This window comes from Achromobacter spanius (assembly GCF_029637605.1).
Taxonomy (GTDB): Bacteria; Pseudomonadota; Gammaproteobacteria; order Burkholderiales; family Burkholderiaceae_B; genus Achromobacter; species Achromobacter spanius_E.
Map to the genome: position 1 here is coordinate 5,315,295 of NZ_CP121261.1, position 26,458 is coordinate 5,341,752.

Annotated in this window: 22 protein-coding genes and 1 tRNA gene; 9 read left to right on the plus strand and 14 right to left on the minus strand. The window is 63.9% G+C overall.

Annotated elements, in window-relative coordinates; translation table 11 throughout:
• Positions 1-19: 19 nt before the first annotated feature.
• From P8T11_RS23730 to P8T11_RS23750, 5 genes are read right to left on the minus strand one after another with little or no spacing between them, the layout of a single operon-like run.
• Positions 20-985 carry an NAD(P)H-dependent flavin oxidoreductase gene (locus P8T11_RS23730; protein WP_268079751.1) on the minus strand — a complete coding sequence of 322 codons (966 nt, stop codon included), beginning with the start codon at positions 983-985 and terminating at the stop codon, positions 20-22.
• A gap of 1 nt (position 986) precedes the next feature.
• A complete protein-coding gene (locus tag P8T11_RS23735) occupies positions 987-1,670 on the minus strand; it encodes a 3-oxoacid CoA-transferase subunit B (RefSeq protein ID WP_268079750.1) in 684 nt (227 codons plus the stop codon).
• Complete coding sequence (locus tag P8T11_RS23740) at positions 1,654-2,334, minus strand: 3-oxoacid CoA-transferase subunit A (protein WP_268079749.1); 681 nt, start codon at positions 2,332-2,334, stop codon at positions 1,654-1,656. Before P8T11_RS23740 ends, P8T11_RS23735 begins: the two co-directional genes overlap by 17 nt.
• Before the next feature lie 14 nt (positions 2,335-2,348).
• Complete coding sequence (locus P8T11_RS23745; protein ID WP_268079748.1) at positions 2,349-3,248, minus strand: SDR family oxidoreductase; 900 nt, start codon at positions 3,246-3,248, stop codon at positions 2,349-2,351.
• 26 nt (positions 3,249-3,274) lie between these two features.
• Positions 3,275-4,102 (minus strand): enoyl-CoA hydratase, encoded by an 828-nt coding sequence (locus P8T11_RS23750; RefSeq protein WP_268079747.1) that lies wholly within the window; start codon positions 4,100-4,102, stop codon positions 3,275-3,277.
• Between the two features lie 217 nt (positions 4,103-4,319).
• Between P8T11_RS23750 and P8T11_RS23755 the strand changes: the two genes are divergently transcribed.
• Together P8T11_RS23755 and P8T11_RS23760 are read left to right on the plus strand one after the other, a co-directional pair.
• Positions 4,320-5,162: an IclR family transcriptional regulator gene (locus tag P8T11_RS23755; RefSeq protein ID WP_268079746.1), complete on the plus strand. Its 843-nt coding sequence runs from the start codon at positions 4,320-4,322 to the stop codon at positions 5,160-5,162.
• 163 nt (positions 5,163-5,325) lie between these two features.
• Positions 5,326-6,309 carry a Bug family tripartite tricarboxylate transporter substrate binding protein gene (locus tag P8T11_RS23760; protein ID WP_268079745.1) on the plus strand — a complete coding sequence of 328 codons (984 nt, stop codon included), beginning with the start codon at positions 5,326-5,328 and terminating at the stop codon, positions 6,307-6,309.
• A gap of 87 nt (positions 6,310-6,396) precedes the next feature.
• On the opposite strand, the gene P8T11_RS23765 is transcribed toward P8T11_RS23760, so the two are convergent.
• From P8T11_RS23765 to fur, 5 genes are all read right to left on the minus strand, one after another.
• Positions 6,397-9,279 (minus strand): autotransporter outer membrane beta-barrel domain-containing protein, encoded by a 2,883-nt coding sequence (locus P8T11_RS23765; protein WP_268079744.1) that lies wholly within the window; start codon positions 9,277-9,279, stop codon positions 6,397-6,399.
• Positions 9,280-9,653: 374 nt separating this feature from the next.
• Complete coding sequence (locus P8T11_RS23770) at positions 9,654-12,350, minus strand: autotransporter domain-containing protein (protein ID WP_268079743.1); 2,697 nt, start codon at positions 12,348-12,350, stop codon at positions 9,654-9,656.
• A gap of 490 nt (positions 12,351-12,840) precedes the next feature.
• Entirely contained in the window at positions 12,841-13,128 is a 288-nt protein-coding gene (locus P8T11_RS23775; RefSeq protein ID WP_268079742.1) for a ClpX C4-type zinc finger protein, read from the minus strand.
• A 181-nt stretch (positions 13,129-13,309) separates the two neighbouring features.
• Positions 13,310-13,729, minus strand: coding sequence for a hypothetical protein (locus P8T11_RS23780; RefSeq protein WP_268079741.1), 420 nt, complete (start codon positions 13,727-13,729; stop codon positions 13,310-13,312).
• On the minus strand, positions 13,726-14,166 hold the full coding sequence (fur, locus tag P8T11_RS23785; protein ID WP_268079740.1) for a ferric iron uptake transcriptional regulator: 441 nt from the start codon (positions 14,164-14,166) through the stop codon (positions 13,726-13,728). Before fur ends, P8T11_RS23780 begins: the two co-directional genes overlap by 4 nt.
• 108 nt (positions 14,167-14,274) lie before the next feature.
• On the opposite strand from fur, the gene P8T11_RS23790 reads away from it, so the two are divergent.
• Entirely contained in the window at positions 14,275-15,060 is a 786-nt protein-coding gene (locus P8T11_RS23790) for a helix-turn-helix domain-containing protein (protein ID WP_268082515.1), read from the plus strand.
• Positions 15,061-15,068: 8 nt separating this feature from the next.
• On the opposite strand, the gene P8T11_RS23795 is transcribed toward P8T11_RS23790, so the two are convergent.
• On the minus strand, positions 15,069-15,530 hold the full coding sequence (locus P8T11_RS23795; protein WP_259252492.1) for a YkgJ family cysteine cluster protein: 462 nt from the start codon (positions 15,528-15,530) through the stop codon (positions 15,069-15,071).
• A 206-nt stretch (positions 15,531-15,736) separates the two neighbouring features.
• Here P8T11_RS23795 and P8T11_RS23800 point away from each other — a divergent pair, with 206 nt between their 5' ends.
• Positions 15,737-16,342 carry a DNA-3-methyladenine glycosylase I gene (locus tag P8T11_RS23800; protein ID WP_268079739.1) on the plus strand — a complete coding sequence of 202 codons (606 nt, stop codon included), beginning with the start codon at positions 15,737-15,739 and terminating at the stop codon, positions 16,340-16,342.
• A 45-nt stretch (positions 16,343-16,387) separates the two neighbouring features.
• Here P8T11_RS23800 and P8T11_RS23805 read toward each other — a convergent pair whose 3' ends face one another.
• On the minus strand, positions 16,388-18,313 hold the full coding sequence (locus P8T11_RS23805; RefSeq protein WP_268079738.1) for an LTA synthase family protein: 1,926 nt from the start codon (positions 18,311-18,313) through the stop codon (positions 16,388-16,390).
• A 272-nt stretch (positions 18,314-18,585) separates the two neighbouring features.
• On the opposite strand from P8T11_RS23805, the gene P8T11_RS23810 reads away from it, so the two are divergent.
• On the plus strand, positions 18,586-20,661 hold the full coding sequence (locus tag P8T11_RS23810) for an AsmA family protein (RefSeq protein WP_268079737.1): 2,076 nt from the start codon (positions 18,586-18,588) through the stop codon (positions 20,659-20,661).
• A gap of 55 nt (positions 20,662-20,716) precedes the next feature.
• Here the strand turns inward: P8T11_RS23810 and P8T11_RS23815 are convergent, their stop codons facing one another.
• A complete protein-coding gene (locus P8T11_RS23815; protein ID WP_268079736.1) occupies positions 20,717-22,315 on the minus strand; it encodes a sensor domain-containing diguanylate cyclase in 1,599 nt (532 codons plus the stop codon).
• A gap of 11 nt (positions 22,316-22,326) precedes the next feature.
• Complete coding sequence (locus P8T11_RS23820) at positions 22,327-22,974, minus strand: TetR/AcrR family transcriptional regulator (protein WP_268079735.1); 648 nt, start codon at positions 22,972-22,974, stop codon at positions 22,327-22,329.
• 115 nt (positions 22,975-23,089) lie between these two features.
• Here P8T11_RS23820 and P8T11_RS23825 point away from each other — a divergent pair, with 115 nt between their 5' ends.
• From P8T11_RS23825 to P8T11_RS23840, 4 genes are all read left to right on the plus strand, one after another.
• Positions 23,090-23,836 (plus strand): SDR family NAD(P)-dependent oxidoreductase, encoded by a 747-nt coding sequence (locus P8T11_RS23825; RefSeq protein ID WP_268079734.1) that lies wholly within the window; start codon positions 23,090-23,092, stop codon positions 23,834-23,836.
• Positions 23,837-24,012: 176 nt separating this feature from the next.
• Positions 24,013-24,088 (plus strand) — tRNA-Lys (locus P8T11_RS23830).
• 621 nt (positions 24,089-24,709) lie between these two features.
• Complete coding sequence (locus P8T11_RS23835) at positions 24,710-25,075, plus strand: helix-turn-helix domain-containing protein (protein WP_268082514.1); 366 nt, start codon at positions 24,710-24,712, stop codon at positions 25,073-25,075.
• The gene (locus P8T11_RS23840) at positions 25,072-26,376 is read left to right on the plus strand and encodes a type II toxin-antitoxin system HipA family toxin (protein ID WP_268079733.1); all 1,305 of its coding nucleotides are present in this window, start codon (positions 25,072-25,074) and stop codon (positions 26,374-26,376) included. The genes P8T11_RS23835 and P8T11_RS23840 overlap by 4 nt, the downstream gene beginning before the upstream one ends.
• Positions 26,377-26,458 lie beyond the last annotated feature (82 nt).

Below are 26,458 nucleotides of genomic sequence, written 5' to 3' on the forward strand. Positions count from 1 at the left end.
CTGCGCGGCTCATCCGGTTTCAGATAAGTGAGGCCAGGCGTTGCGACACCAGCGCATGCGCCTGCTCGACAATGCGGCGCACCAGGTCGCCGCAGGTAGGCACGTCGTCGATCAGGCCCTGGATCATGCCTACCGTCCAGATTCCGCCTTCGACGTCGCCGCTTTCGTAGACGCCGCGGCCCTTGGCGCCGGCCACCAGCGGGCCGATGCGATCGATGCCCGCACCTTCCTGTTCCAGCTCCACCACCTGCCCCGACAAGGCATTGCGCCAGACCCGGCTGGTGTTGCGCAGGCTGCGCAGGATCAGGCGCGTATCGGTTTCGCTGGACCGCGTGATGGCTTCCTTGATGGTCGCGTGCACGGGCGACTCCTGCGTGCACATGAAGCGCGTGCCCATGTTGATGCCCTCGGCGCCCAAGGCCAGCGCGGCCACCAGGCCTCGGGCGTCGCCGAAGCCGCCCGACGCAATCACCGGTATCGTCACTTGCGCGACGGTGGCGGGAATCAGGATCAGGCCGGGGATGTCGTTTTCACCAACATGGCCGGCGCATTCGAAGCCGTCGATGGACACGATGTCCACGCCGATGTCCTGGGCCTTGCGGGCGTGGCGCGGCGTGGTGCATTTGTGGATGACCCGCACGCCCGCCGCTTTCAGCGCCGGCATGTGCTCGTGCGGATTATTGCCGGCCGTCTCCACGATCTTGACGCCCGCATCGATGATCGCGTCGCGATACTCGGCGTAGGGCACCGGCTTGAGAGTGGGCAGGAAGGTCAGGTTCACGCCGAAGGGCCGGTCCGTCATGTCCTGCACGCGGGCGATTTCGCGGCGCAGGTCTTCGGGGGTGGGCTGGGTCAGCGCGGTCAGGATGCCCAGGGCGCCGGCGTTCGAGACGGCCGCGACCAGTTCGGCGCGCGCGACCCACTGCATGCCTCCCTGCACGATGGGGTGCTCGATGCCGAGCAGGCGAGTAACTGCGGTTTGCAACTTATTCTCCTTGCGTTGCGGGATTGCGGTACGCCGAGCAGTCGGGCGCCAGGGTAAGCGGCGCGCCAGTGACGGCCTGCAAGGCCTCCAGCGTCCAGCCGTCTGCCACGCGGCGCACGATAAGGCCCGACTCGACAACATCGATGACCGCCAGATCCGTATAGATGCGGTCCACGCAGGCAGGCGCGGTCAGGGGATAGGTGCATTGCTCCAGGATTCTTGGTGCGCCTTCCTTCGTGCAGTGCTCCATCAGCACCCACACTTTCTCCGCGCCCGCCGCCAGATCCATGGCACCGCCCACGCCGGGGATCTGGCCTGGCGCGTCCACGGTCCAGTTGGCCAGGTCGCCGTTTGACGCCACCTGGAACGCGCCCAGGCAGGCAATCTGAATGTGGCCGCCGCGAATCATCATGAAAGAGTCGCTGTGGCTGAATACCGATGCGCCGGGCAGCAGCGTGACGGGAAACTTGCCGGCATTGATGACGTCGTAGTCCTCTTCGCCAGGCGCGGGGGCGGGTCCCAGGCCCAGCAAGCCCTGTTCACTCTGCAGCATCAGTTCACGGCCGGCCGGTACGTAATCAGCAATCAGCGTGGGCAGGCCGATGCCCAGGTTGACGCAGGCTCCCTCCGGGATGTCGTGGGCGGCGGCGCGGGCGATGTCCTGCCGGCTAAGTCTTGCGTTCATTGGCGTGCTCCACGAGACGATCGACGAATAAGCCCGGGGTCACGATGTGTTCCGGGTCCAGCGCGCCCAACGGCACGATTTCGCGCACCTGCGCGATCACCAGCCGGGCAGCGCCGGCCATGACGGGGTTGTTGATGCGTGCGCCACGGTGATAGACCAGGTTGCCCCAGCGGTCGCCGCGCAAGCCCTTGATCAGCGCCACGTCACCCTTGATGGGGTGTTCCAGCACGTAGGTCTGCCCATCGATGACGCGCGTCTCCTTGCCTTCGGCCAGCCGGGTGCCGGCGGCGGTGCGGGTGTAGAAGCCGCCGATGCCCGCGGCGCCAGCGCGTATGCGTTCGGCCAGCGTGCCCTGCGGCACCAGGTCCAGCTCGATCTTGCCCGCCGCATACAGCTCGTCGAAGATCGTGCGGCCTTTCAGGCCGCGAGGGAACGAGCACACCACTTTGCGGATGCGGCCGGCGCGCATCAGTTCGCTGACGATGTCGTCGCCCACCGTGGCGTTGTTGGCGACGATGGTCAGGCCCCTGACACCCAGGTCCAGCAGCGCTTCCATCAGGTCGGCGGGGCGGCCCGAAGAGCCGAAGCCACCGACCAGGATGACGGCGTCGTCCTGAATGCCGGCGACCGCGTCGGCCATTGAACTTACACGTTTATCAATCACAGCCTGCTCTCCGGTCAGTCAAGGTCGTGGCCTTTCATGTCGACGTTGCGGCGCGCCTGGCGGGCCAGGTCGCGCATGACCGGACCAATGCGTGAAACGTCGTCGATCGGGTCGGCCGCGGGGCCTCGGCGCCAGCCTTCCATCGCCGCCAGATGGCCACCGCCCAGCTCGAAGATGCGGCCGGTGACGTCGTGGCTGTCGGCGCTGGCCAGCCACACGATCGCGGGGGCGATCCAGCGCGGATGCCGCGCTTCGATCTCTTCGGCGCTGCGCTCCCGGATGCCCTCGGTCATGCGGGTCTGCGCGTGGGGATTGATCGCGTTCACCGTGGCGCCGTAGCGCTTGAGCTCGCGCGCCGCGATGATGGTCATCGCCGCGATGCCGGCCTTGGCCGCGCCGTAGTTGATCTGCCCGATGTTTCCATACAGGCCGGACGAAGAAGATGTGTTGATGATGCGGGCGTCGACGGGCTCGCCGGTCTGTTTGTACAGATCGCGCCAATAGGCGGCGGCATGCCGGCTGGGCGCGAATGTGCCCTTCAAGTGCACATTGATGACGGCGTCCCATTCTTCTTCCGACATATTGCACAGGGTGCGGTCGCGCAGGATTCCCGCGTTGTTGACCAGGCCGTGCAAGGCCCCAAAATGGTCCAGCGCCATGTCGATCATGCGCTTGGCGCCGGCGAAATCGGCCACGTTGTCGTGGTTGGCGATCGCCTGTCCGCCGCTGTCGGTGATCTCGCGCACTACCGATTCAGCGGTGCTTTCGTTCGTGTCTTCGCCGGCGCGCGACACGCTCAGGTCGTTGACCACGACGCGGGCGCCTTCGCGCGCCAACTGCAACGCATATTCGCGGCCAATGCCGCGGCCGGCGCCGGTCACGATAACAACACGGTCTTTGCAAAGTCTGGACATCAGGACTCCTTCGGTGAACTTGGGTGTCAGTCCGCGCGGCGGCCGGGGGCCATGCGCGAACGGTGGAATTCGGGCGAGCGCTTTTCCATGAACGCGCGGACGGCCTCCTTGTGATCGGAGCTGTCGACGCATTCGACATGGCGGGCGCATTCGCGATCGAGCAGCCCGGATAGCGGCAGCCGCAGCCCGTCGTTGAGATTGGCCTTGATGTGGCCCAGGGCCGGCTGCGGACCCGCGGCCAGGGCGCGGGCAATGGCGCCGACTTCGTCTTCAAGCCGATCCGCGTCGAAGACCTCGTTGAGCAGTCCCAGCTCGAGCGCCTGCGTTGCCGACAGCATCGGTGAGCGCAGATAGAGTTCGCGCGCCTTCGCCGGGCCGACGATGCGCGGCAGGAAATAATGGCCGCCGAAGTCGCCGGGCACGCCTACGTCGGCAAAGCCCGTGCGCAGCCTGGCGGAAGCATCTCCGTAGCGCAGGTCGCAGGCCAGCGCCAACGACAGTCCCGCGCCGACGGCCGCGCCCCGGACCATGGCGATGGTTGGCTGGGACATGCCGTGCAAGTGCTCGACGATGCGGGTTCGGGCCCGCAATGCGGCGACGCGCTCGGCGGGCGAAGGCACGGGCGCGTCGGCCTGCCGGTTCATGCGCGCCACGTCGCCGCCCGCGCAGAAGGCGCCGCCGGAACCGGCCAGCACCACCGCGCCCACTGCCGGGTCCCGCCCGGCCGCCTCCAAGGCGCCCAGCAGGGTCTCGTATAGCGTGGGGCTGAGCGCGTTCCTGCGCTCGGGGCGGTTCAGCGTCAACCACAGCACGCCGCTATCGTGGCGGACGATCAGTTCTTCCTCTTGCGACATGAGCCTTCCAATGACGGGATGCGAAGGCTTGTATGTTGCGACCCTTTCGCCCCGGCGTCGGCAGGGGACGGATCGGGCGGAGCCAAAACAGGTCCGTATTGTGAACTCCGGGTTCTAAGGCGCCGGGTTTGCGGGCACAATTTGGCCAAGAGGCGTCCGCATTGCAGACTATCGAAAAAAGGACGCCCGCTGCCGGCTTGCCGGCAAGGAGACTTCCATGCATCAGCCGACCACGCCGCCCGACACCGGCGCCCCGGGCACGCAATCGTTGCAGCGCGCCATCGCCTTGCTGCGCATCATCGCGGTGAATAACCGCAGCGGCAGCCGTCTTGTCGACCTGTACCGACGCACCGGCCTGGAGCGTCCCACCGTGCATCGGTTGCTGCAGGGCATGGTCGCGGAAAAGCTGGTCCAGCAAGAGGCCCAGACCAAGCGCTATTTCCTGGGTGGGCTGGCCTACGAACTGGGGCTGGCAGCGGCGCCCAAAGTCGCCATGCGCGACATCTGCCTGCCCTATCTGGACGCCATCGCCGAGCACACCGGCGACACGGTATTCCTGACCGTGCGTTCGGGTTTCGACGGTATCTGCGTGGCGCGCGCGGATGGGTCGTTTCCCATCAAGATGTTCGTCCATGATGTCGGCCGACACCGCCCACTGAACGTCGGCGCCAGCGGCCTGGCTCTGATGAGCGCGCTACCCGATGAAGAGATCGACCGGATCTGCCGCATCAATGTCGAGCGCACCCGTCGCAAGAGCCCCCGCTTCACAGAGGCCGCGCTGCGCGCCAGCATCGAGAGCACGCGCCGGCGCGGCTATGCCACCAACAAGGTGATGGACGAGCCACCCGTGCATTCGGTGGGCATGGTGATCCGATCGCCGGACGGCACGCCGGCTGCCGGCGTCAGCGTTTCCACCCTGGCGTCGCGCCTGGGCAATGACCGCCTTGAGATGGTGGTGCGCTGCCTGGACGATACGGTGAGGTCGATCGAGGCCGAACTGCGCAGTTGCGTAAACCGCGACAGGGTGCCCTACGCCATGCCCAGCGTTGCGCTGGCCTGATGGCTTGTGCGGATATTCCATAGCGTGGACTTGAATCTGTGCATCGGCAAGGCAAGCGGCGGTGGCGCGTCGGTAGCGACGCTTAGACTGCGGACAGCGTGAACCGGGTCCACCCGGTCTCGATATACCCATAAACGTCCGCACTGTCTGAGGAGACTCCCCAATGTTGAAACTTGGTCCTATAGGAAAGCGGCTGGCATGCCGCGTGGCGGCAGGCTTGCTGGCCGCCGGGTTGGCGCTGCCGGCCATGGCCGAATACCCTGACCGGCCGATCCAGTTCGTCTCGCCCTACGCTGCCGGCGGCGCGAACGATTACCTGACCCGTCTCATGGCGCGCTACATGGGCGAGCAGATGAAGGCCAACATTGTGGTCGACAACAAGAGTGGCGCGAACGGCATGATCGGCGCTGCTGCCGTGGCCAAGTCCGATGCGGACGGCTACACCCTCTTGATGGGCAACAGCGCCACGCACGGCACCAATCCCACGCTGTACAAGAAGCAGCCGTATGACGCCAACAAGGACTTCACGCCCGTGGCGATGGTGGCGTCGGTGCCGATCGTGATGGTGGTCAATGCGGGATTGGGCGTCAATAACGTCGAAGAACTGCTGCAGTACGGCAAAAAACACCGCCTGTCGTTCGGCAGCAGCGGCATCGGCGGCACGGGGCACCTGACCGGCGAGGCTTTCAAGGCCGCCACGGGTCTGGACATGGTCCATGTTCCCTATAAGGGCGACAGCCCGGCCGTGACGGACGCCATGGGTGGCCAGGTCGACCTGGCCTTCGTTGGGACGGCCTCGGCCACAACCCAGCAAGCGTCGGGCCGGATCAAGATCCTGGCTGTGGCGCACCCGAACCGCACGCGCTCATTGCCGAATGTGCCCACCATGGCGGAAGCGGGCTTTCCGGGGCTGGAGTTTTCGCAGTGGTATGCGCTGTTCGCGCCGGCCGGCACGCCTGCCGCCATCGTCGAAAAGTTGAACGCCGCGAACAAGGCCGCTTTGGCCAACCCCGAGGTCCAGAAGAGCCTGGACGCGCAATCCGCCGAGGGCACCTACCGCACGCCCGCCGAGCTGGGGAAATTCTATCAATCGGAAATCCAGCGCTTCGGTGATTGGATCAAGAAGCTGAATCTGTCCGCTCAATAAGTCCTCAGCGCGGCCCCCGAAAACCGGATCCATGTCCGTCTTTCGGGGGGCTCGTCGCTCGGTTTGTCTTGGCGGCTTGCCCTGGCTTTAGAACCGCATGGCCAGCTTGAACATGCCCGACTGCTGGCGGTTGCCGCCGCCGAACTGCGCGTCGTAGGCCACGCCTGCTGTCGTGTTGCGGGTGATGGCCATTTCGGCGCCCAGCCCGACCACGGCGGCGTCACGCGCGATGGGAACGCCCGTCACCGAGAACGTGCTGCCGCCTTCGAACGCCAGTTGCTGCTTGGGCTTCACATCACCCATGGCATGGCGCCATCCCAACGATGCGGTCAATCGGCCCGGTGCGCGATCAGCGCCGAACTCCCAAGCGCCGCGCAAGCCCAGCGTGGTGCTGGTCACGTCGTCGGTGGCGCCCGACCCGTGCAGCGCCGCCGTACCTCCCGCTTCCTTGAAGTCGCGCGTGCGCAACTGGTTCCAGGCCAGGCCGGCGTAGGGTTCGATGCTGGTCGCGTCGTTCAGCGGCAGCTTGTAGCCCAGTTCAGTGAACACTTGCGTGGACGAGGCGTGATACGACGACTTCAGCCGCTGGTTCAGGCTGCCGGCCGCCACGTCGCGTTTCGTGTCGATGTCGTGCCAGGTGTAGGCGGCGCCAGCCATGAAGCGGATGTGGCCGGGGCCCGCCGCGAAGTTCTTGCCGCCGAACATCGTGGCCGTATAACTGTCGACGCTGGTGCGCGACGCGGCATCCGCGACCGAGCTATGGCTGCCGGTGTAGCCCACCGCGCCGCCCAAGCGCCAGCCGTTGCCCACTGCGCCGTCGCCACCCACAAAGAAGCCGCCGGCCGACTGGCTTACGCTGGATGCGTTGCCGTCGCTGTCGAATTTGCTCCAGTTGCCAAACGCTTGTGCCCAGAGGGGATACGCACCGCTTTGCGGCAGCGCGTCGGAGGACGGCGAGCCCAATTGGGCCGTCGGCCGGCCGGCCTGCATCGGTGCGTCAAGGTTGCCGCGCAAGTGGGCCAGCGGCAGCGTGCGCACGGTGTCCGCCTGGCTTTGCAACACGCTGGCGGTGCTTGCGTACGCTTCGCCGGAGAGCAGGGCCAATGCCGAGCGCGCTTGCTCCGGCGTCATGGAAAGTACTGCCGTGGTCACCTGGCTGGCGCCGGTATTGCTGCCCGCGGTGCTGCCGCTGGCGATGACCGACGAGCCGGCGTCGGGCGCCGTCGACGTGGTCCCGTTGCCGTTCCCATTCGACGACGATCCATTCCCAGCCGTCGACGACTCATTTCCCGTCGACGACGATCCATTCCCATTGGCCGACGATCCATTCCCCGCCGGCGTTGATCCGTTCCCGCTCACAGGCGGGTCTTCCTGGTCCAGCGCACCGCCCACGCTGCTCTCGTTGCCGGTTTCGCCCACGCTGCCAATCGGCACGTCGTTGCGGGTCAGCGTCATGAAGGCATTTTTCGCGTCGTAGCTGAGCGTGGGGGTCAGGAACGCATACGCGCTAGAAGCGCCGGTGAACGTGCCTTGAATGCCGCCGTCCGCCGTCAGGATGTTGTAGGTGGTGCGCGGCGCATAGTTGCCGTTGGGTCCCACGTGCGCCACGCTGCCATCCAGGGTGGCCACGCCGGTGACGTGAATGTGGTCGCTGGTGTTGCTGGTGGGGTCGGCGTGTACGCGATAGATGGCGTTTTGGCCGAAGCTCAGGTTGCCATTGACGGTGAGCGTGCCCATGGGCGAGCCATCATTGCCCGGCGAGATGACCGCGGTGGGGTAGAGGGTGGTGGTGCCCACTTGGCCGACGCCCGCCAGTACGACTTCGCGGCCGATATCCATTGGGCCGTTCAACTTGCCGTCGATTTCCAGGGCGCCGTCGGCGATCAGGATGGGGCCGGTCAAGCCGCTGCTGTCGGCGGTCAGGATCACCGAGCCAGGCCCGGTCTTGACGAAGCCTTCCGTGCCTTGCAGCGGGTTGTCGATGATGTCGACGAACTGGCCCGACGCATAGGTGCCATCGCCCACGACGATGACCGGCGGGTTGCCGCCGCTGCCGACCAGGGTGATGGGCGCGCCTTGCAGACGATAGCGGTCAGTGGCGAATTGCAGGCCCGACACGCGCACAGGACCCGCGCCGCCATCAACGGTGACCGTGCCGGCCGCACCCGTGAAGATGGCGTAGCCGCCGTCGGGCAGGGCGCCGGTGGCATTGCTGGGGCTGTTCCAGTTGGTGCTGGCGGCGCTCCAGGTGCCGTTGCCGCCACCCGCGCGCGACGCGGATGCCGCGCCGTCGCCGTTCCACAGATTGGTGGTGCTGGGCCCCAGGATCAGGTTGATGTGCTTGTCGCCCGTCAGCGTTTGAATGGTGGCAGCGGGCGTGGAGTCGCCGCTGACGCTGCCCAGCGTCAGGCCGTTGCCGCTCAAGGTGCCGCCGTAGGACAGGATCCGGTAATAGCCGGCGTTGACGCCCAAGGTATTGACCGTGACGTTCAGCGTCGTGTTGTTAAGGGTGGCGTTGCCGCCGACCGTGATGTTGTCGCCCGTGCCGGGTTGCGTAATGGGCAAGCCCGCATAGCCGGTCTCGAAGGCGAACTCGGCGTTGTTCATCGACAGGTTGCCGTTCACGACCAGGTTGCCGTTGGAGACACCGGTCGGCGTGCCGACTTCGTAGCCGGGGGCGACCCGCGCGCCGCTCACGTTGAGGTCGCCATTGATGGAACCGAAGCCGGCGACGATGCCGTTTGATGTCGCGTTGACGTTCCCGCCCAGCGTGACGCCGGAACCGCCGCCGTTGCCGCCGATCACCAGCGTGCCGCCGTTCACATCAACCCCGCCAGGAAAGTTGGCCGAGCCATCGAACACTTGGGTATTTCCCGAGGAAATCGTCAGGTCGGCGGCCATGACGCCCCCGCAGTAAGTCGTGCCCAGCGCCAGCGTCGCCGTCAGCCACTTCTTCGTGCCGTAGTTCAAAACTGCATCCTTTATCTCGATTAATAATCCGAGGCTCAAACATTGCTGGATTGCTTTAAACGTATTTCTACGTAACAGGCCAATCTGTTTGAACCTAATGGGCTACCCGAAAAAAGGACGCAATTTATACCAGTTTTTTTATATAACCAAGAATAAATGGGCGGATACCATCCACATTTAAAAACACTGGGAAGATGGATACCAACCGCAGTTTTAATTAATAAATGATGGATACCATCCGTGCTACATATATCGGGCGATTTGAAACATTAATTATTATTGAAAGACAAATTCGCACCGAAATATTTTGACGCAAGCTATGTCAGATCTACTAATCCCCGCATTCGGTGTTCTGAACGCGGGGACCAGGTATTTCAATACCGCCAGGTCATATGCAGGGATCCCGCGTTTTCACGATTGCCGCCGCCGAATTGGCCGCTGTAGGTCAGCCCGATGGTGGCGTTTTTGGTGATCGCGGTTTCCACGCCCAGCTCGGCCAGCGCGGCGTTGCGTGCGATGGGCGCGCCTGCCACGCTGAAGGCTTGGCCGCCATCGAACGACATGACGGTTTGGGGTTGCACATCACCAAATGCGTGCCGCCATCCCAGCGTGGCTTGCAGACGGCCTTCGGTCTGGCCCACCGTGAAGTCCGTCAACGCGCGCAAGCCCAGCGTGCTGGTGGTCTGCTTGGTGCTGTCGCTTTGCCCGCGCAACGCAGCGGAACCGCCGGACTCCGAGAACCCGCGGGTGCGCGTGTCGCTCCAGGCCAGGCCGGCGAAGGGTTCGATACTGACGTGCTCCGACACGGGCAGGGTGTAGCCAAGTTCGCCGAACAACTGGGTGGTGCTGGCGCCATAGTCGGCGGTCAGCGCTTGGGACACGCCGGAAACGCTGGCGTGGCGTTCAGTGGAAATGTCGTGCCAGGTGTAGGACGTACCGGCCATCAGGTTCAACTTGCCGGGGCCGACATCGAACACTTTGCCGCCAAACAAGGCCGCGCTGTAGCCGGCTACGTCCGCCTTGGATGAACGGTCGTCCACGCGTATGTTGCTGTCGGTGAAGCCCAGCGCACCGCCCAGGCGCCAGCCGCCACCCAAGGCATGGTCGACACCGGCGAAGACGCCGCCTGTCTTCTGGCGCACTTGCGCGGAATCGCCGTTGCCTTTCAAGGTCTGCCAATTGCCGATGACCTCGGCCCAGGCGGGTTGCGCGTTCGAGGATGGCAAGGCCGAAGCGGACGGGGTGCCACCGGCTTGCGCGGTGGGGGCGCCCGGGCGCATGCCCGCGCCCAGATTGGCGCGCAGGTAGGCCAGGGGAATGGCGCGCACCGTGGTGTTGAAGCCCGTCAAGCTGGACGTCACGCTGGCATGCGCTTCGCCCGACAGGCTGTTGAAGGCGTCAGACGTCGCGCCTTCGGGCAGCGTCAGGATGTAGTCGTGCAGCGGGTTGCCGGCGGGCAGGCTGTCCAGGGCGTTGGCCACGGCGCGCTGGTTGCCGCTTTGTGCCGCGTCGGCGAAGGCGATGGGACGGGTCGGCGTCTCGGGCGTGCCTGGCGTGCCGGGCGTTCCGGGGGATTCCGGGGTGCCCGGGTCCACGGGCACCTGCTTGCGGCCAAGCTGCATCACGACGTTCTGGGCGTCGTAGTGCAGGGCCGGGTCCAGGAAGGCGTAGTTGGACGATACGCTGTCGAACTGCCCATTGACCGTGCCCGCGCTAAGAATGGTGTATTCGCGCTGGGTCTGGAACCCGTTGTCTGGCCCGATATGGACGGCCGACCCCGCCAGGTTCGCCGTGCCGCTGACCACCACGCGGCTGCTTGCCGACGATTGCGAATCGGCCGCCATGTGGTAGATGGAGCCCGGCGAGAACGTCAGGTCACCCGCCACGTTGAGCGTGCCGCCGACGGTGCCTGGCGCCAGGGTGGCGCCGCTTTGCAGCGTGGTGGTGCCGACCTGGCCCACGCCGTGCAGTGATGCGCCGGTGGCTACGTTCAGGGTGCCACCCAGGGTGCCGTTCACCGTCAAGGCGCCGCCCAGCACATTCGTTTGCCCGCTGAAGGCGCTTGAATCACCCGTCAATATGGTTGTTCCGGCCAGCATGTCGATCGTGCCCATGCCGGGCGACAAGGAGCTGATGGCGGGGGCGAAAACGTAGTCCGAACTGGAATGGTTGAAAACCAGCTTGCCGGTCCCGTTGCCAAAGCGCACGCCCAGGGCTGCCTGCACGACACCGGGCGCCGTGGGGGCATCGCCCGCGGCGGCGCCGATATTCACGATGCCGGTGGAGCCGGCGGCGTCTGCGATTCTGAATCGGCTGGCGGTTTCGATAGTGGCGCCGTTGGAAAAGGTGGCGGTGCCGTCACCCTGATAGCCAATAAGAAAGCCGCTGGAGGTCTTGAGCTTGGTCTGCGGGCCGTCTGCGATGAGGGTTCCTTCGGCTGATGCGTCGAACCCTACGACAATCTGAATAGCATCGACCAGAGCGCCGTCGGTTGCGGTCAGCTCGCCCTTTGAACCTGCGTTATCGCCGATGGAAACCAAATTGTTCAACGACGAAAACTGGCTGCCCGCGCCGGAAACCAATAGTTTGCCAATACCGCCATCGTACATACCGATGTAGGTTCGGCCGCCGGACGAGGCCGAGGCGCCGCCCTTGATATCCACGGTGCCCGTCCCGCGAGAGCCAATCGTCATGCCGCCGCTGGTTGTCAGCGACGCCCCGGGGCCGGTGATTTCGACGGTGCCCTCAGACCCTGCGCTATTGGCCATCAGCAAGCCGGAAGCTTGCGCCGTGCCGTTATTGGATATCGTGACGAGGCTGACGCCGTTGTCGCTGACGGTGAGTTGCCCGGCCTGCAAAGAACTGCCTGGGCCCGTGATATTCAAGGTGCCGTGGGATCCAACGTGCGAACCCAGGGTGACGGTGGTGGTCGCGATGGCTTTGCCGCCCGCCGTAAGGTTCAGCGTGCCCGTGCCATAAAAGCCGACATTGAAGGCGTTTGCATCCCATTGGGAACCCGCGCCGTTGATGCTGGCCGTGCCCGATTGAAGTTCAGAAACTCCGGGCGTCATACCGTTGGTGGAGTTACTGATAATGGCGGTGTTGCTGGTTAATTGCCCGCTATTTTGCAGCGTAAGCGATGGCCCGCCAATTGCACCAATATAAATGACGCCTGCCACTGCGCTACTGTTCTCGATAATCGGTACATTAGGCGTCACGCTATTAATAAATAGATTGCCGCTTGAGCCGGGAAGCGCGCCCGTCGACCAATTCAGCGTGTCTTGCCAATCGTTGCTTTGGGTGCCGTTCCAGGTAATGTTCTGGGCAAGCACCGGCGAAGCGGCGGTCAGGCTAAGCGCTTGCAAGGCGAGAACGATCGCCCGTTTTTTCAGTTCGTAAGTAGGCATGTTCGCTTTTTATTAAGGTTGATGGGCGATCGATGCAAACAATCTTACGGATAGCTGACAGGTTCAAAGCCTTGAAGAAGGCAGGCTCAGGCACCTATATGTGGATTTATAATGTGTCCCCAAAATAATTAATGCCAGTGGATTTTGTTTTGCGTCAGGACGGCGCGCGGGTTGATGCCCCCGACAAGACATGCAGACTTAATCCACAACTGCGGGCGCGTTCGGATAACAGTTCACTTTGCGCCAAGGCGCGCCGGCTTTCTTCCAGCAGCACATCCAACTGTTCTTCCAGCGTGGCGGCCATGACCCAGGCGCGCTCGGTAAAGCGTTCCGAGAATTGATCCACGCAGTGTTTGCAGATGGCGGCGCCGTTCTTTTCAAGCAGCGGCGCGCCCTGCGCCAGCGTTGAATGGCAAAAAATACAGGCAAGTGCGCGATTCATGCGGCTGGCGGCTCATCGTCGGTTGGCTAGGAGCGCCGCGGGGTTTCGGCGCCTTACTCATAGACAACGGCCTGCCGCGCCAACTCTTAAGCCGACATTCGCCCTAGGACGAATGTCGTAATACAAAAGTATGAGATCGGTGGCGAGCGTTTTCGCGGGAATTTCTCCTTGCCGGGTCCGATCAATCCACGATGAATCCGCCCGGGCCGCTGTGGCCCAGCAGCTCACGCGCGCACTGCAAGGCTTCGGCGGGGGTGGCAACCGCCAGGAATGGCATGCCGAAGGCGCGCGCCATTTTTTCGCCGCGCTTGCGGATCTTGTCCAGCGCCTGCGGTTCGCGTTCCACGGCGATGAAGGCGCGGCAGCGCGCTTTCAAGCGCGGCATGTTCAGCGTTTGCCATTCGATCATGGCCTTGCGGTCGTCGTGGCCGGCCTCCTGGCGCATGTCTGGCACCACCATGACGAAGGGCTGGGGGTTGTCCACCAGCATCTCCATTTCGCGTATCCAGGTGGCGGCATAGCCCTTGGGCGCGCCGCCGTGCCTGGCGGTCACGATGGGAAAGCGGGATAGGTCGTGAAAGAAAAAGTGGTCGCGGTTCATTCGAATTCTCCGTGGGCAATGGCGGGTGCGCCGGGTTTGCAGCCGCAGCTTCCGTAAAGCACCAGGCTGTAGGAGTCCAGCAGGAAGCCGTTCTGCTTGGCGATCTTGCGGACCCGTTGCGCCACGGCGGGGTCGCTGGATTCAAGAATCCGCCCGCAGTGCGTGCAGACCAGATGGTCGTGGTGTCCCTTGTCGTTAAGTTCAAACACCGTGGTGTGGGCGTCAAGCTGCGTTCGTTTGAGCAGCCCGGCGTCTTCAAGTTGCGTTATCACGCGATACACCGTGGCCAGGCCAATATTGCTGCGTTCGGAAAGCAGGTTGCGGTAGATGTCGGCCGCGCTCATGTGCTGATTCGCGTGCTGGTAGAAGAGGTCAAGTATCTTGAGACGGGGGAAGGTGGCTTTGATGCCGGCGTCGCGCAGCCGCGTGGTGTCCATATGATTTCTCCGTTCGGGGGGCTGATGCCCGACTAATGAGAATGATGTACATTTTCATGTGCGCCCGCTAACGGGAACCCGTCAACCTGTAGCTCAAACTTGCCAACCATGCTCAACGTGGCCATTGCACCCGCCCGGCCAGACATGCTGCTGACTCCGTTCAGCGTGCAGGGCCGGCGCGAATCCAAAGGCATCGCCGTGCCCTCGCATGTCCATGACGAGGGCATGCTGGTGCTGGTGCATGAAGGCTTGGTGGTGGTGCAGTCAGGCAGCGAGGTCTGGACGGTGATGCCTGGCAGCCTGGGTTGGATTCCGCCCGGCACACCGCATGGCGCGCGCTGGTTTGGCGAGGCGCGCGGCTCGTTCCTGTACGTGCGGCAAGACGTCTGCGGCCGTTTGCCGGCGCGTTGCTGGTCGTGGCCCTCGTCCAAACTGATCGAGGCCCTGATCGACCGCTTCACCAGCGGCCAGCCCGGCGACATCTCCGACGCGTATCTGGCGCAGCTATTCGATGTGCTGCTGCATGAACTGGATACGCGCGCGCATGCGCCGCAGCCCCTGCCCATGCCGGTTGATCCGCGTTTGCAGGATCTTGCCCATACCTTGCTGGATACGCCGGATGACACGGCTGGCATCGATGAATGGGCGCAACGGCTGAACATGTCGTCGCGCACGCTGATGCGGCGCTTTCGTCAAGAGACGGGCGTAACGTTGGGGCAGTGGCGCCAGCAGGCGCGCTTGCTGCGCGCCCTGGAAATGCTGTGCCGGGGCGGCTCCGTGACGCAGGCCGCGTTGTCGGTGGGCTATGAAAGCACCAGCGCGTTCATCGGCAGCTTTCGCGCCGCCTTCGGCATGACGCCCACACGCTACCTTGCGGGATTGCAGGCGCCTTAATCCACCCTTCAAGCCGCTGCCGGCTGATCCGGATGCATGGGCCCTTGCGGGTCGTTTTCCGCATCGGGGCGGGGCGCCACGGGCGGCAGGCCCAAGCCCAGCCGCAGGCGCTGGCAATCCGGGTTGGGCGAACCGTCCGGCATCCAGATGTCGAATTCCCGACAGGGCGTGGGGCGATTTTCGTAGATGGCGCAGTGGATGCCGGGCTGCCCCAGTTCTCCGCGCAAGGACACGCAGCGGCCGCCGCCCATCTCGGTGCCCTTCATGCAGGCGCGCAAGGGGCTCATCTGGGTCACCAGTTCCAAGGGCACCTGGCCGCCGTTTTCGCCCGCCAGTTCGCCGACATAGAACGACACCCTGAAATGCGAGCAACAGGCCCCGCAATCCAGGCAAGGGTTGGCGTCGGGCTTGTCACCGGCCAGGACGGCGGGCGACACGAACGTAAGAACAGCGGTCTCTAGCAGCGACATGTTGGGGGTGGCGACATGAGGGGGGTAGACGCAAAACGGGCTTGCATCGGCGCAAGCCCGTAGGGGGATCCCGGGCGCGCTGGGACATGGCCGGCGCGGGATCTGCGCCGCAAATAGTAGCGGGATTCCGACCGCGGCCGCTACGACTTTTTTCAGGGACGTTGCTGCGGTAGCATCGGTGCCTGACCGCCGCCTGGAGCTTTACCTTGAACGCCAAAAACGATTACCCCGATGGCCTTGCCCGTTGCGGCTGGGTGGATACGTCCGCCGAATACATGGCCTATCACGACACCGAATGGGGCCGCCCGCAAGGCGACGACCGCGCGCTGTTCGAACAGCTCTGCCTGGAAGGTTTTCAGTCGGGGCTCAGTTGGCGCACCATCCTGAACAAGCGCGAAGCGTTCCGCCAGGGGTTCGCCAACTTCGACCCGGCCCGGGTGGCGAAGTTTGGAGACAAGCAGGTGCAGGCCTTGCTGGCCGACGCCGGCATCGTGCGCCATCGAGGCAAGATCGAAGCCGTGATCAACAACGCGGGCCGCGCGCTGGAGATGATCGACAAAGAGGGCTCGCTGGCCGCGTTCTTCTGGCGCTTCGAGGCGCCGGCGGGGGCGCCGTCCACCTTGGGTGCCTCAACTTCGGAACAGTCCATCGCCTTGTCCAAGGCGCTGAAGAAAATGGGCTGGAAATTCGTGGGGCCCACCACCGTCTACGCGTTCATGCAGTCGGTGGGCATGGTCAATGACCACAGCCCGGGCTGCCATTGCCATGCGCTCAGTGACAAGGCGCGCCGGGGTTTCAAAAGGCCGCTGTAGCAAAGGCTGCTGTAGTAACGGCCGACGTCGTAACGGCCGTTGTTGCTATTGCGGGTTTGCCGACGAGGGCGCGGCGGCGGTTTCGGGCGTGAGCCCGGGCAGGCAGTAGCGGCCTTCGCGATACGCCCAACTGGGCCACAGCGCATGCGCCAGGGCTTCGTTGACCAGTTCAGGGTTCAGCGCGACGGGCGCGTAGTCTTCCGGCGCGGTGTAGCGGTACTGCACCGGCGTCTTGTTGGGCGCCAGCACCAGCAGGTCGTTTTCCTTCAGATACCCGTAGGTGTTGTCGTACTGCATGATGGCCCGGCCCGGGGTGCTGCGCGTCAGGTCGTGGCCGATCATCGGGTGCTCGGTGTCCACGCCAATCAAGGACAGCAGGGTGGGGGGCAGGTCGATCTGGCTGATCAGGCGGTCGTCGCGGCGCGCTTCGACGCCACCGCCCAGAATTACGGCAGGAATATGGAAGTGGCGCACGGGCACCAGGCTGGCGCCGAACACGCGCGAGTCATGGTCGGCCGCCACCAGGAACACGGTGTTCTCCCAATACGGCGAGGCCTTGGCGCGTTCAAAGAACTGGCCCAGGGCCCAGTCCGCATAGCGCACGGTGTTTTCCACGGTCGCCGGGTTGCCTTCGGTCTGGATGCGCCCGGCGGGGTATTCCCACGGGGTGTGGTTCGATACGCTGAAGGCCAGCGTGAAGGTGGGCTTGTCGCCGTCCTCGCGCAGCAGGCGGTCTAGCTGATTGAACATGTCTTCGTCCGAGGCGCCCCAGGTGCCCACGAAGGCGGGGTTGACGAAGTCGGCGCGGTCAACGATTTGCTTGAAGCCGTTGCCCAGGAAGAAGCCCTTCATATTGTCGAAGTGCGATTCGCCGCCGTAGATGAAGCGCGAATGGTAGCCATGTCGCCCCAGCAGGTCCGCCAACGAGAAAAAGCCGCGTTGCGAACGGGGCAGTTTCAACACGGCTTGGGCCGGCGTCGGCAAAAAGCCGGTTGTCACCGCTTCCAGCCCGCGCACGGAACGGGTGCCGGTGGCATAGGCGCGGGTAAAGGTCCAGGCCTCGCGCGCCAGCGCATCCAGTTCGGGCGTCAGGTTGGCGCCGCCCAGCCCCGCGCTGTACTGCGCACCCAGGCTTTCTTCCAGGATGATCACCAGGTTCAGCGGGCGCGCCGTCTTGCGCGTGGCGGGCTGGCTGTGCAGGCTGGGGTAGTCGGGGTTGGCGGGCGGGTTGGGCAGGCCGGACTGCGCCAGCACCAGATCATGCATCTTGGCCTCGTCCATGCCGCCGTAAACCGCCGACGCCGACTTTTCGTTCTTCATGCTGTAGACGGCATAGAACACGTTGTAGAGCGAGTTCAGCGCCAGGGTGTTGAGCATGCCGTCCGAGCAATACGCCACTGAAGACGGATTGATGGGCCGGTGGCTCAGCGTGCCGCGTATGGCAAGAATGACGATGGCCAGGATAACCACGCTGGCGATCGGCATTTGCCACCACGCAAGCTGCGCATCGGGTTGGGCGTGGCCGAACAGGTTGAACGCGCCCCACCCAATAAGGGCCAGCGCGCCAAAACCGCCCAAGAGCGCCAGCTTGTAGCCGCGCCAAAGCATGCCCGAGACTTCGCGCGGATGCTTCAGGTATTCGACGAACAAGCGGTTGGGGCGCGAGTCGTATTCCAGAATGAAGGGCGGCGAGGCCACTTCCAGGAAGGCCAGCAGGATGAAGGCGACCAGATACCAGTAGCCGGCTATCGTCGCGGCAATGGGGAAATGGCCCAGCAAAGGCGACAACACCGCCGGCAAGGCGGCCAGCACGGCAATCTGGTGCGCGTCGATGCGCAGCCCACCCAACAGCAGGGGGAACAGGCCGCCGGCATTGCGCACGCGCTGCCACTGCCAGGCGGCCAGCGCCAGGCGGCTAAGCGTCAGCAGCGCAAACGCCGCCACGACAAAAATCAAGGTTGAATGCCGCATTGGGCCTCCAGGTTGTGCGAAACGGTCGAAGCCATTTCGCTTTGTAACTGCGTTGCGGGTGCGTCGGGAGCCCCAGGCACGCCACATGCTGCGCGCTCACAGCACGCCATTGCGTTGCCGTGCATTGTCACCCCGCCCACGCCGTATTCATCTGGAAAGATCCGCACACATTATGGGGCCGGCAAGCTTAACCCCGCGGTTTGGCCGCGATACCCTTGATGGTAACGAGCGCCGGCGGCGGCAGGCTGGCCATAACGCCAAGGATGATAACCATGACGCGCACAAGAAAAATAGCGATCGGGATTGTAGGGGCTCTGGCCCTCATCGTGCTGGTGTTGGTGGTGGTGATCGCCACCTTCGATTGGAACCGGGCCAAGCCCATGATCAACGAGCGCGCCAGCGCCGCCATTGGACGCCCATTCGCCATCAATGGCGACCTGAGCGTTGAATGGGGCCGCGAGCCGGCCGAGGGCGGCTGGCGCGCCTGGGTGCCATGGCCGCACGTCGTCGCCAATGACATCTCGGTAGGCAATCCACCGTGGGCAAAGGCGCCGCATTTCGCCACGCTCAAGCGCGGCGAATTCAGCTTGGCGCCATTGCCGCTGCTGCGCCAGCGCGTGGTCATCCGCAAGATTCAATTGACCGAGCCCGCCGCCGACCTGGAACGCCTGGCCGATGGCCGCGCGAACTGGGTCTTCACGCTGCCCGAATCCGGCGAACCGTCGCCGTGGGTGCTGGACATCAACCAGATCGGGTTCGACAAGGGCCGGGTCGGTTATGTCGACGAAGTCCTCAAGGCGGACCTGACGGTGCTGGTGGACCCTTTGGGCAAACCCGTGCCTTTCGCGGACGTGGCCGGCGCCGCTTTCGTGCCCCAGGACGGGCAGGCACCCGCGCCCCGCGACTACGTCTTCGGCTGGAAAGTGGATGGCAAATTCAAGGGCCTGACGACCCAGGGCGAAGGCAAGGTCGGCGGCATGCTGGCCATGCAGGATCCCAAACAACCGTTTCCCATACAGGCCGACGTGGCCATCGGCGGCACCAAGGCGTCGGTCACCGGCACCTTGACCGACCCCGCCAACCTGGGCGCGCTGGACCTGCGCCTGAAACTGGCGGGCGCATCGATGGCGCAGTTGTACCCGCTGACCGGCGTGACGCTGCCCGACACGCCGCCCTATTCCACCGACGGACACCTGGTGGCCAAGCTGAAGAATCCCGGGGGCGCGGTGTTCGACTACAAGGATTTCAACGGCAAGGTCGGCAATAGCGACTTGCATGGCGACATCACGTTTGCCCTGGGCGCGCCGCGGCCCAAGCTCACGGGCAAGCTGGTGTCCAAGCAACTGCGCATGGTGGACCTGGGCCCGCTGATCGGCGTGCCGGCCGACGGCACGAAGGCAGCCCCGGCGGACAAATCCAAGGACGCGCCGGCCAAGCCTAAGGGCGGCAAGGTGCTGCCCACGCAGGCATTCCGCACCGACCGCTGGCGCGACATGGATGCCGACGTTGAACTGGACGCGGGGCGCATCGTTCACGACAGCAAGCTGCCCTTGTCCGACTTGTCGGTACATGTGCTGCTTCAGGACGGCAAGCTGACGCTGGACCCTTTCCGCTTCGGCATCGCGGGCGGCACCATCGGCGGCACCATCAAGCTGGACGGCGCGCGTGAAACCATGGACGGGCGCGTGGACCTGCGCGCGCGCCGCCTGCGGCTCAAGCAACTGTTCCCCGCCACCGAAGCCATGCAGAAAACACTGGGTGAACTCAATGGCGACATGGCCGTCAGCGGCACCGGCAATTCGGTGGCTGCGCTGTTGGGCACCGCTACCGGCGACGTCAAGATGCTGGTCAACGACGGCGTCATCAGCCGCAGCCTGATGGAGATTGCCGGCTTGAACGTGGCCAACTATGTGGTGTCCAAATTGTTTGGCGACGACGAGGTCGACATCAACTGCGGCGCCGCCGACCTCGCCATGAAGAACGGCGTGATGACGCCGCGCGTTTTTGTCTTCGACACCGAGAATGCCTTGGTCAGCATCACCGGAAGCGCTGACTTCAAGAACGAAAAGATGGATCTGGACATCACCCCCGACAGCAAGGGCTTCCGCATCTTTTCCCTGCGTTCGCCCTTGTATGTGCAAGGCAGCTTCGGCGATCCCGACGTGGGCGTACACGTGGGTCCGCTGGCCGCGCGCGGCGCGGGCATGGTGGCGCTGGGCGTATTGCTGACGCCGGCGGCAGGCTTGCTGGCGCTGATCGCGCCCAGCACGAACGATGAGAACGCCTGCGGACCATTGCTGGAACAGATGCGCAAGCCGCCGGCCGCGCCCGCACCGAAGGGAAAATAGGCGGCTTGCGCGGCAGCCATCAGGCGGCGTGAAAGCCGCCGCGTGGCGCCCGCGACTAGTCCCCCGGCGTTACCCGCCGCGCGCCTTCTGGCGTGGTGTCGTCAGCGGTGCAGACGGCGTCGCGGCCGTGGTTCTTGGCGTGATAAAGCGCTTGGTCCGCGCGCTGATAAACGGCTTCCAGCGAGGCCCCGTGCTCAGGAAAGCGCGCCACGCCCACTGATATCGTGATGCGCGACCCGATGATGTCGGGCGTCTGCTGGTGGGCAATGCGGTGGCGCAGGCGCTCAGCGGCCGCCGCGGCGGATCGTAGCGATGCACCCGGCATCAGCACCACGAACTCTTCACCCCCGGCGCGCGCCAGCGTGTCGCCCGCGCGCGAGCCTTCGTTCATGACCGCTGCCAGCGCCTGCAACGCGCGGTCCCCAGCCGTGTGGCCAAAGCGGTCATTGATGGTCTTGAAGCGGTCGATGTCGATGGCCAGCAAGGCCACGGGCGAGCCCTCCGCTTGCAGTAGCGCCATCGCTTCGTCCAGGCCACGACGGTTCAACAGGCCCGTCAGCGTATCCGTCGTGCTTTCGCGGCGCAGATCACGAATCTTGTGATGGATCGGCGCCAGGCCGATGATCAGCGCGCGCTTGAGCTCGGCCGCCTCGAAATACCAGGACCGCACGCCGCGCAGGCTGTCGGCGGAATCCGGATCCTGCATGCGCCGGGCGATGCTGGCCAGCTCGCCAAGCGGACGTGCGATCCAGCCCGACAACAGCCAGATCGTGGCAATGGACAGCAGCAGCAAGGGCAGTGTGTTGCGCGCGGTAGCGATCAGCAAGTCGACCAAGGGGCGCAAGGTGCTGGCCACGGGCCGCTCGGCGATGATGCTCCAGCCAGTGCTCGGCACGGGCGCATAGCCGGCCAGCATGTCGTTGCCCTGCGCGTCCGTGTAGCGTCTTTCGCCGGTTTCACCGCGCCGCGCGGCAGCAAAACCATCATTGTCGGGCGCCTTGCGGCCAAGCAGGCTGCGATCCGGGTGATAGATCAGCGTTCCATTGCGATCCATCACGTACAGATAGGAGTCGTCACGGTAGAAATGCTTGTCCCGCAGGCGATCCAGCACGTTGTCTTCGTGTAGGTACAGCGTGCCGGCGATGTACCCCAGGTAGCGATGGTCGCGCGAGAAAATCGGATGCGAATACAGAATCACCCAACGGCCGGAGTTGGCTTGGTAGGGTTCGCTGATGGCGGGCTGCTGCGTGTGGATTGCGTGTTGCGACGCGTCGCTGGCCAGATGCTGTCCCAGCATGTTTGGATTGGCCGATGACACCGCGATCACCTTGCCGGCCGGCGACACCACCATGCTGGAATTGAAATGGCCTAGCTGCGCTTGCTGCCGCCGCGTTTCCTCGGCCATCAGCTCGGGCCGGCCTTCCATATCGGTCAGCACGTCGGCGCTGTACGCCAGGTATCGGCGCAAGTCGGCCAGGAACAGGTCGGTGGTAACGGCAAGCTTCGAAGCGTAGGCGCGGTTGACCTCAAGCGCGTTGTGCAGCAAGAGATCGCGTTGCACCAGATAGCTGGCATGCAGCCCGCCCGCCAGTACCAACACCACCGACAGCAAACAGATCCACAGGATCAGGCGCCGAAGGTCAAGGCGAAACATGGCGGTATCCGTCAGGAACGGGGGGGGGCGGCCGGCGGGACACCCGATGGTGGGCGACTGCCCGTCAGCGCGTCCCAGGCGCACATGGCCTGGCGTGCCACGGATTGCAACGTCTTGCGGCTGGCGCCATCGCGCGCCTGGATAGACATGCCATGCAGCACGGTCGTGTAGAAGGCCGCCAGGCCTTTCAAATCAATGCCGATGGGCAATTCGCCGCTATCGATGCCGGCCGACAGGCGGGCCTGGATGTGGCTTTGCATTTCCCGGCGGTTGTCGCATAGGAATCCACCGACGCTGTCGTGGTGCACGCTGCCGGACGGCGCGCCCAGCACGATCATGCAGCCGGGTGGGGTGCCGGGGGCGGTATAGCGTTCGGCCGCCGCCATCAGCATGGCCTGGATGCCATCGCGCGCGGTGGCGCCGTCTTGCAGTGCGCGCCGCGACGAACCGCCCGTAGTGTCGCGATACAGGGCCACGGCCTCGCGGAATAGTCCTTCCTTTGAGCCGAATGCGCCGTAAAGGCTGGGCGAGTTGATCCCCATCGCCTCGGTCAAATCCGCAAGCGATGCGCCTTCATATCCCTTCGACCAGAAAACCTCCATGGCCTTTTGCAAGGCCTGGTCCCGGTCGAAGTTCCGGGGACGCCCACGTTCTGCCATGGCGGGATTTTACTCGCGGCACCTATTTTGTGTTGATCGATAAAAAAATAGTTGACGAAAGAAATGCCGCGCGGCGATGATATTTGTACTGATCACTACAAATTAAGGGCAAAGCATGGGCAATTTGAACGGAAAAGTGGCATTCGTGACCGGCGGCAGCCGCGGCATTGGCGCGGCCATTGTGCGGCGCCTGGCCGCCGACGGCGCCAGCGTGGCCTTCACCTACGTCAGCGCCTCTTCCGCTGACACGGCGCAGGCGCTGGCCAAGGAACTGTCGTTGGACGGCCGCCGCGCGGTCGCCATCCAGGCCGACGCCGAAGACGCGCTGGCCGTTCGACAAGCGGTGGAGCAGGCCATCAGCACGCTGGGGCCGGTGGATGTGTTGGTCAACAACGCAGGCATATTCGTCACCGGCGGCATTGGCGACACCAGCCTGGACGACTACGAGCGCACGATGAACATCAACGTGCGCGCACCCTTCGTCGCCATCCGCACCGCGCAGGCATCCATGCCCGACGGCGGCCGCATCATCAACATCGGTAGTTGCCTGGCCATGCGGGCCGGCCGCCCGGGCGTGGCGCTATACGCCGCCAGCAAGTCCGCGCTGATCGGCCTGAGCCAAGGCCTGGCGCGCGACCTCGGCCCCCGCGGCATCACCGTCAACGTGGTGCATCCGGGCCCAGTCAACACTGACATGAACCCGTCGAATGGGGACCGCGCAAGCGAACTGGTCGCGGTGCTGTCCCTGCCGCACTACGGCGAACCTCGTGACATCGCCGGCATGGTCGCGTTTTTGGCAGGGGCCGAAGGGCGCTATGTGACCGGGGCAAGCCTGGCGGTGGATGGCGGATACGCAGCTTGATGTTGCCGTGATGAAAGTTTTTTCTGTGTGACTTGCACAAACGAAAAAACCTACATATAATCTTGCTTCTTCGCACTGCACACACAACGAAACGCAGCCAGCGGCACCGGATACCGATCGCAAATATCGACTAACCGGCGCAGTTGAAAACGAATCAAAGTGACGTGAATTGCGCAGGGCTGTTAGCTCAGTTGGTAGAGCAGCGGACTCTTAATCCGTAGGTCGAGTGTTCGAGCCACTCACAGCCCACCAGAATTCTTTGGTAGTACTAAGCACTTAGCCCACCGGTAACGGTGGGCTTTTTGCGTTCTGGGGATTTTGACCGCACTTCTAACGCACTCCGGTGTTTTGGGGGACTGTGCCAGCGATCTTCGTGCGGCTGGTAAAGAAAAAAATTTCTGCCTCCATTTGCTGGTGGTTTTCGGCGAAACGGAGCCCAGCGAAGCGAGAGCCCACTCGCGTTGGCGCCTATACCTCAATCCAAAAATTGTGAGATAGGCATCCTGGCTAACATTCAAAATCGCGGTGATAAGCAATGTCAGGTAGACGTCCGTCGTAAGGGCTACCCGTGCCAGACCCAAACATTCGAAAGCAAGGCACTAGCTGAACAGTGGGCGCGAGAGGTGGAATGCGATATGACTCAGGGCAGCTTTCGGGCTCTCTGATTGTCGCTCGTGCTTCTACGCACCCTCGGGTGCATGCTCTTTTGCGAGCAATGCATGTCACATCCGGTTCGGTCGAGTTGAAAGGAAAGCATTATTGGTAAAAAAGCTTCAGTTTGGAAACAATGGTTTCCCTTATTTTTATCCTAAATCTAGTCTGTTGCGGAATAAGCGTAATTATTATTGACATGATTGCGGGTCATTGTTCATTATGCTTACCCTTATGCCAGCAAAATCACCTATTCTCTACCCACGTCAAGCCAAGCTCTTGAAGGAGCTGGGGGCTCGGTTGCGTGCCGCGCGATTGCGCCGGCGCTTTTCCGTGCTGCTTGTTGCCGAGCGGGCTGGCGTGTCGCGGCCTACCGTCAACAAGGTAGAGCAGGGCGATCCGACGGTGACCATGGGAACCTACCTGCGGGTGTTGACGGTGCTCGGGCTGGAGAACGATCTGACGCCGGTGGCCGCTGACGACGTGGTGGGCCGCAGGCTTCAGGACGCCGCCCTGGAGACACCCCGTCGAGCCCCTAAAACCAAGAAGGCGACTGCGTCGCCGGTTAAGGATAAGGAAGCCATATGACGCGCGCACCTGCCAAGCCGGTAGCGGCCGCAGGACCTGAGGGCCTGGAAGTCTGGTTGGATGATTCCAGCTTGGGGCCACTCGCGCACGTGGGCCGGCTGTATCGCAGCGGCCAGGAATCGGTGCGATTCGAGTATGACCCACAGTGGCTAAAAAATCCGCTGGCCTTTGCGCTAGACCCTGAGCTGGGCCTGGCTGTTGGCAACTACTTCCCGAAGGATTCCAACTTCGGCATTTTCCTCGACAGTTGCCCGGATCGCTGGGGCCAGGTGCTGATGAAGCGCCGTGAGCTGGTGGAAGCCAAGCAGCAAGGCCGTGCTCGCCGGGAGTTGTCGGTCTGGGATTTCTTTCTCGGGGTGCAGGACGCAACGCGCATGGGCGCGTTGCGCTTTAGCCCCTTGCAGGCCGATCGTAAGCTCAAGGCAGGCGAGGCACCGGAATTCCTGGACGATTGCCTGGCTAACGAGGCGCTAGCTGCGCCGGCATTGACAAAGATCGGAGAACTCCAAGCGGTAGCGCTGGAACTCACCCGCAAGAAGGTCGATGACCTGGCTCTTTTGCAGCAGTGGCTGAAAGTGCTGGTGGCGCCTGGCGCTTCGCTGGGCGGGGCCAGGCCCAAGGCCAATCTGCGAGACGGCGCCAATCAGCTGTGGATCGCCAAATTTCCAGGGGCTGACGATGAGCACGACTGGGGCTTGCGAGAAAAACTTATCCACGACATGGCATCCGAGTTTCTGCACACAGCGCCGGCGCGCGTCGAGCGCATTGGACACGGCTTTCATACGTTCGTGACGCAACGCTTTGATCGCACCGCCGGCGGTGAACGCCGATTCTTCACCTCCGCCATGGCCCTGCTCGGCAAGACCGCCAGCGAGGACGCTAGTTACCTGGACATGGCCGACTTCATCGCCAACCATGGCGTGAAGGCCCACATTGCTGCGGACCTGCGCGAGATGTTTCGCCGGGTAATGTTCAACGTGGCAGTAGCCAACCGGGATGATCACCTGCGCAATCACGGCTTCATCCGATATGCCGGAGGGTGGCGTCCTGCGCCAGCCTACGACATGAACCCGTCGATCAAGAAGGATGAGCACGTCCTGGCGATCGACGATCACAGCCCCTTTCCGGACATGGACACCGTGCTGATCACCGCGGAGTTCTACCGCGTCACGCCCCAGGATGCGAAAGCGGACCTCGCCAAGCTGCAAGGCATCCTTGCGAACTGGGAGACCCGGGCTAAGGCTCTCGGACTCTCAACTGTTGAGCGCGCGGAGTTGGAAGACTGCTTCATGCAGCTTTGAATGACAAGAAGTCCCTCTGACCTGACTCCTGGAAGTTGGACACCAATCCAACCGTTGGGGCACGTCACTGACCACGAAGAAC

What these genes read in the sequence shown, in the direction of transcription:
- P8T11_RS23735 (WP_268079750.1), bottom strand. Translation starts at nt 1,670, where the DNA reads ATGAACGCAAGACTTAGCCGGCAGGACATCGCCCGCGCCGCCGCCCAC.
- P8T11_RS23745 (WP_268079748.1), bottom strand. Translation starts at nt 3,248, where the DNA reads ATGTCCAGACTTTGCAAAGACCGTGTTGTTATCGTGACCGGCGCCGGC.
- P8T11_RS23750 (WP_268079747.1), bottom strand. Translation starts at nt 4,102, where the DNA reads ATGTCGCAAGAGGAAGAACTGATCGTCCGCCACGATAGCGGCGTGCTG.
- P8T11_RS23755 (WP_268079746.1), top strand. Translation starts at nt 4,320, where the DNA reads ATGCATCAGCCGACCACGCCGCCCGACACCGGCGCCCCGGGCACGCAA.
- P8T11_RS23760 (WP_268079745.1), top strand. Translation starts at nt 5,326, where the DNA reads ATGTTGAAACTTGGTCCTATAGGAAAGCGGCTGGCATGCCGCGTGGCG.
- P8T11_RS23770 (WP_268079743.1), bottom strand. Translation starts at nt 12,350, where the DNA reads ATGACGCCCGGAGTTTCTGAACTTCAATCGGGCACGGCCAGCATCAAC.
- P8T11_RS23775 (WP_268079742.1), bottom strand. Translation starts at nt 13,128, where the DNA reads ATGAATCGCGCACTTGCCTGTATTTTTTGCCATTCAACGCTGGCGCAG.
- P8T11_RS23780 (WP_268079741.1), bottom strand. Translation starts at nt 13,729, where the DNA reads ATGAACCGCGACCACTTTTTCTTTCACGACCTATCCCGCTTTCCCATC.
- fur (WP_268079740.1), bottom strand. Translation starts at nt 14,166, where the DNA reads ATGGACACCACGCGGCTGCGCGACGCCGGCATCAAAGCCACCTTCCCC.
- P8T11_RS23790 (WP_268082515.1), top strand. Translation starts at nt 14,275, where the DNA reads ATGCTCAACGTGGCCATTGCACCCGCCCGGCCAGACATGCTGCTGACT.
- P8T11_RS23795 (WP_259252492.1), bottom strand. Translation starts at nt 15,530, where the DNA reads ATGTCGCTGCTAGAGACCGCTGTTCTTACGTTCGTGTCGCCCGCCGTC.
- P8T11_RS23805 (WP_268079738.1), bottom strand. Translation starts at nt 18,313, where the DNA reads ATGCGGCATTCAACCTTGATTTTTGTCGTGGCGGCGTTTGCGCTGCTG.
- P8T11_RS23810 (WP_268079737.1), top strand. Translation starts at nt 18,586, where the DNA reads ATGACGCGCACAAGAAAAATAGCGATCGGGATTGTAGGGGCTCTGGCC.
- P8T11_RS23815 (WP_268079736.1), bottom strand. Translation starts at nt 22,315, where the DNA reads ATGTTTCGCCTTGACCTTCGGCGCCTGATCCTGTGGATCTGTTTGCTG.
- P8T11_RS23820 (WP_268079735.1), bottom strand. Translation starts at nt 22,974, where the DNA reads ATGGCAGAACGTGGGCGTCCCCGGAACTTCGACCGGGACCAGGCCTTG.
- P8T11_RS23825 (WP_268079734.1), top strand. Translation starts at nt 23,090, where the DNA reads ATGGGCAATTTGAACGGAAAAGTGGCATTCGTGACCGGCGGCAGCCGC.
- P8T11_RS23835 (WP_268082514.1), top strand. Translation starts at nt 24,710, where the DNA reads ATGCTTACCCTTATGCCAGCAAAATCACCTATTCTCTACCCACGTCAA.
- P8T11_RS23840 (WP_268079733.1), top strand. Translation starts at nt 25,072, where the DNA reads ATGACGCGCGCACCTGCCAAGCCGGTAGCGGCCGCAGGACCTGAGGGC.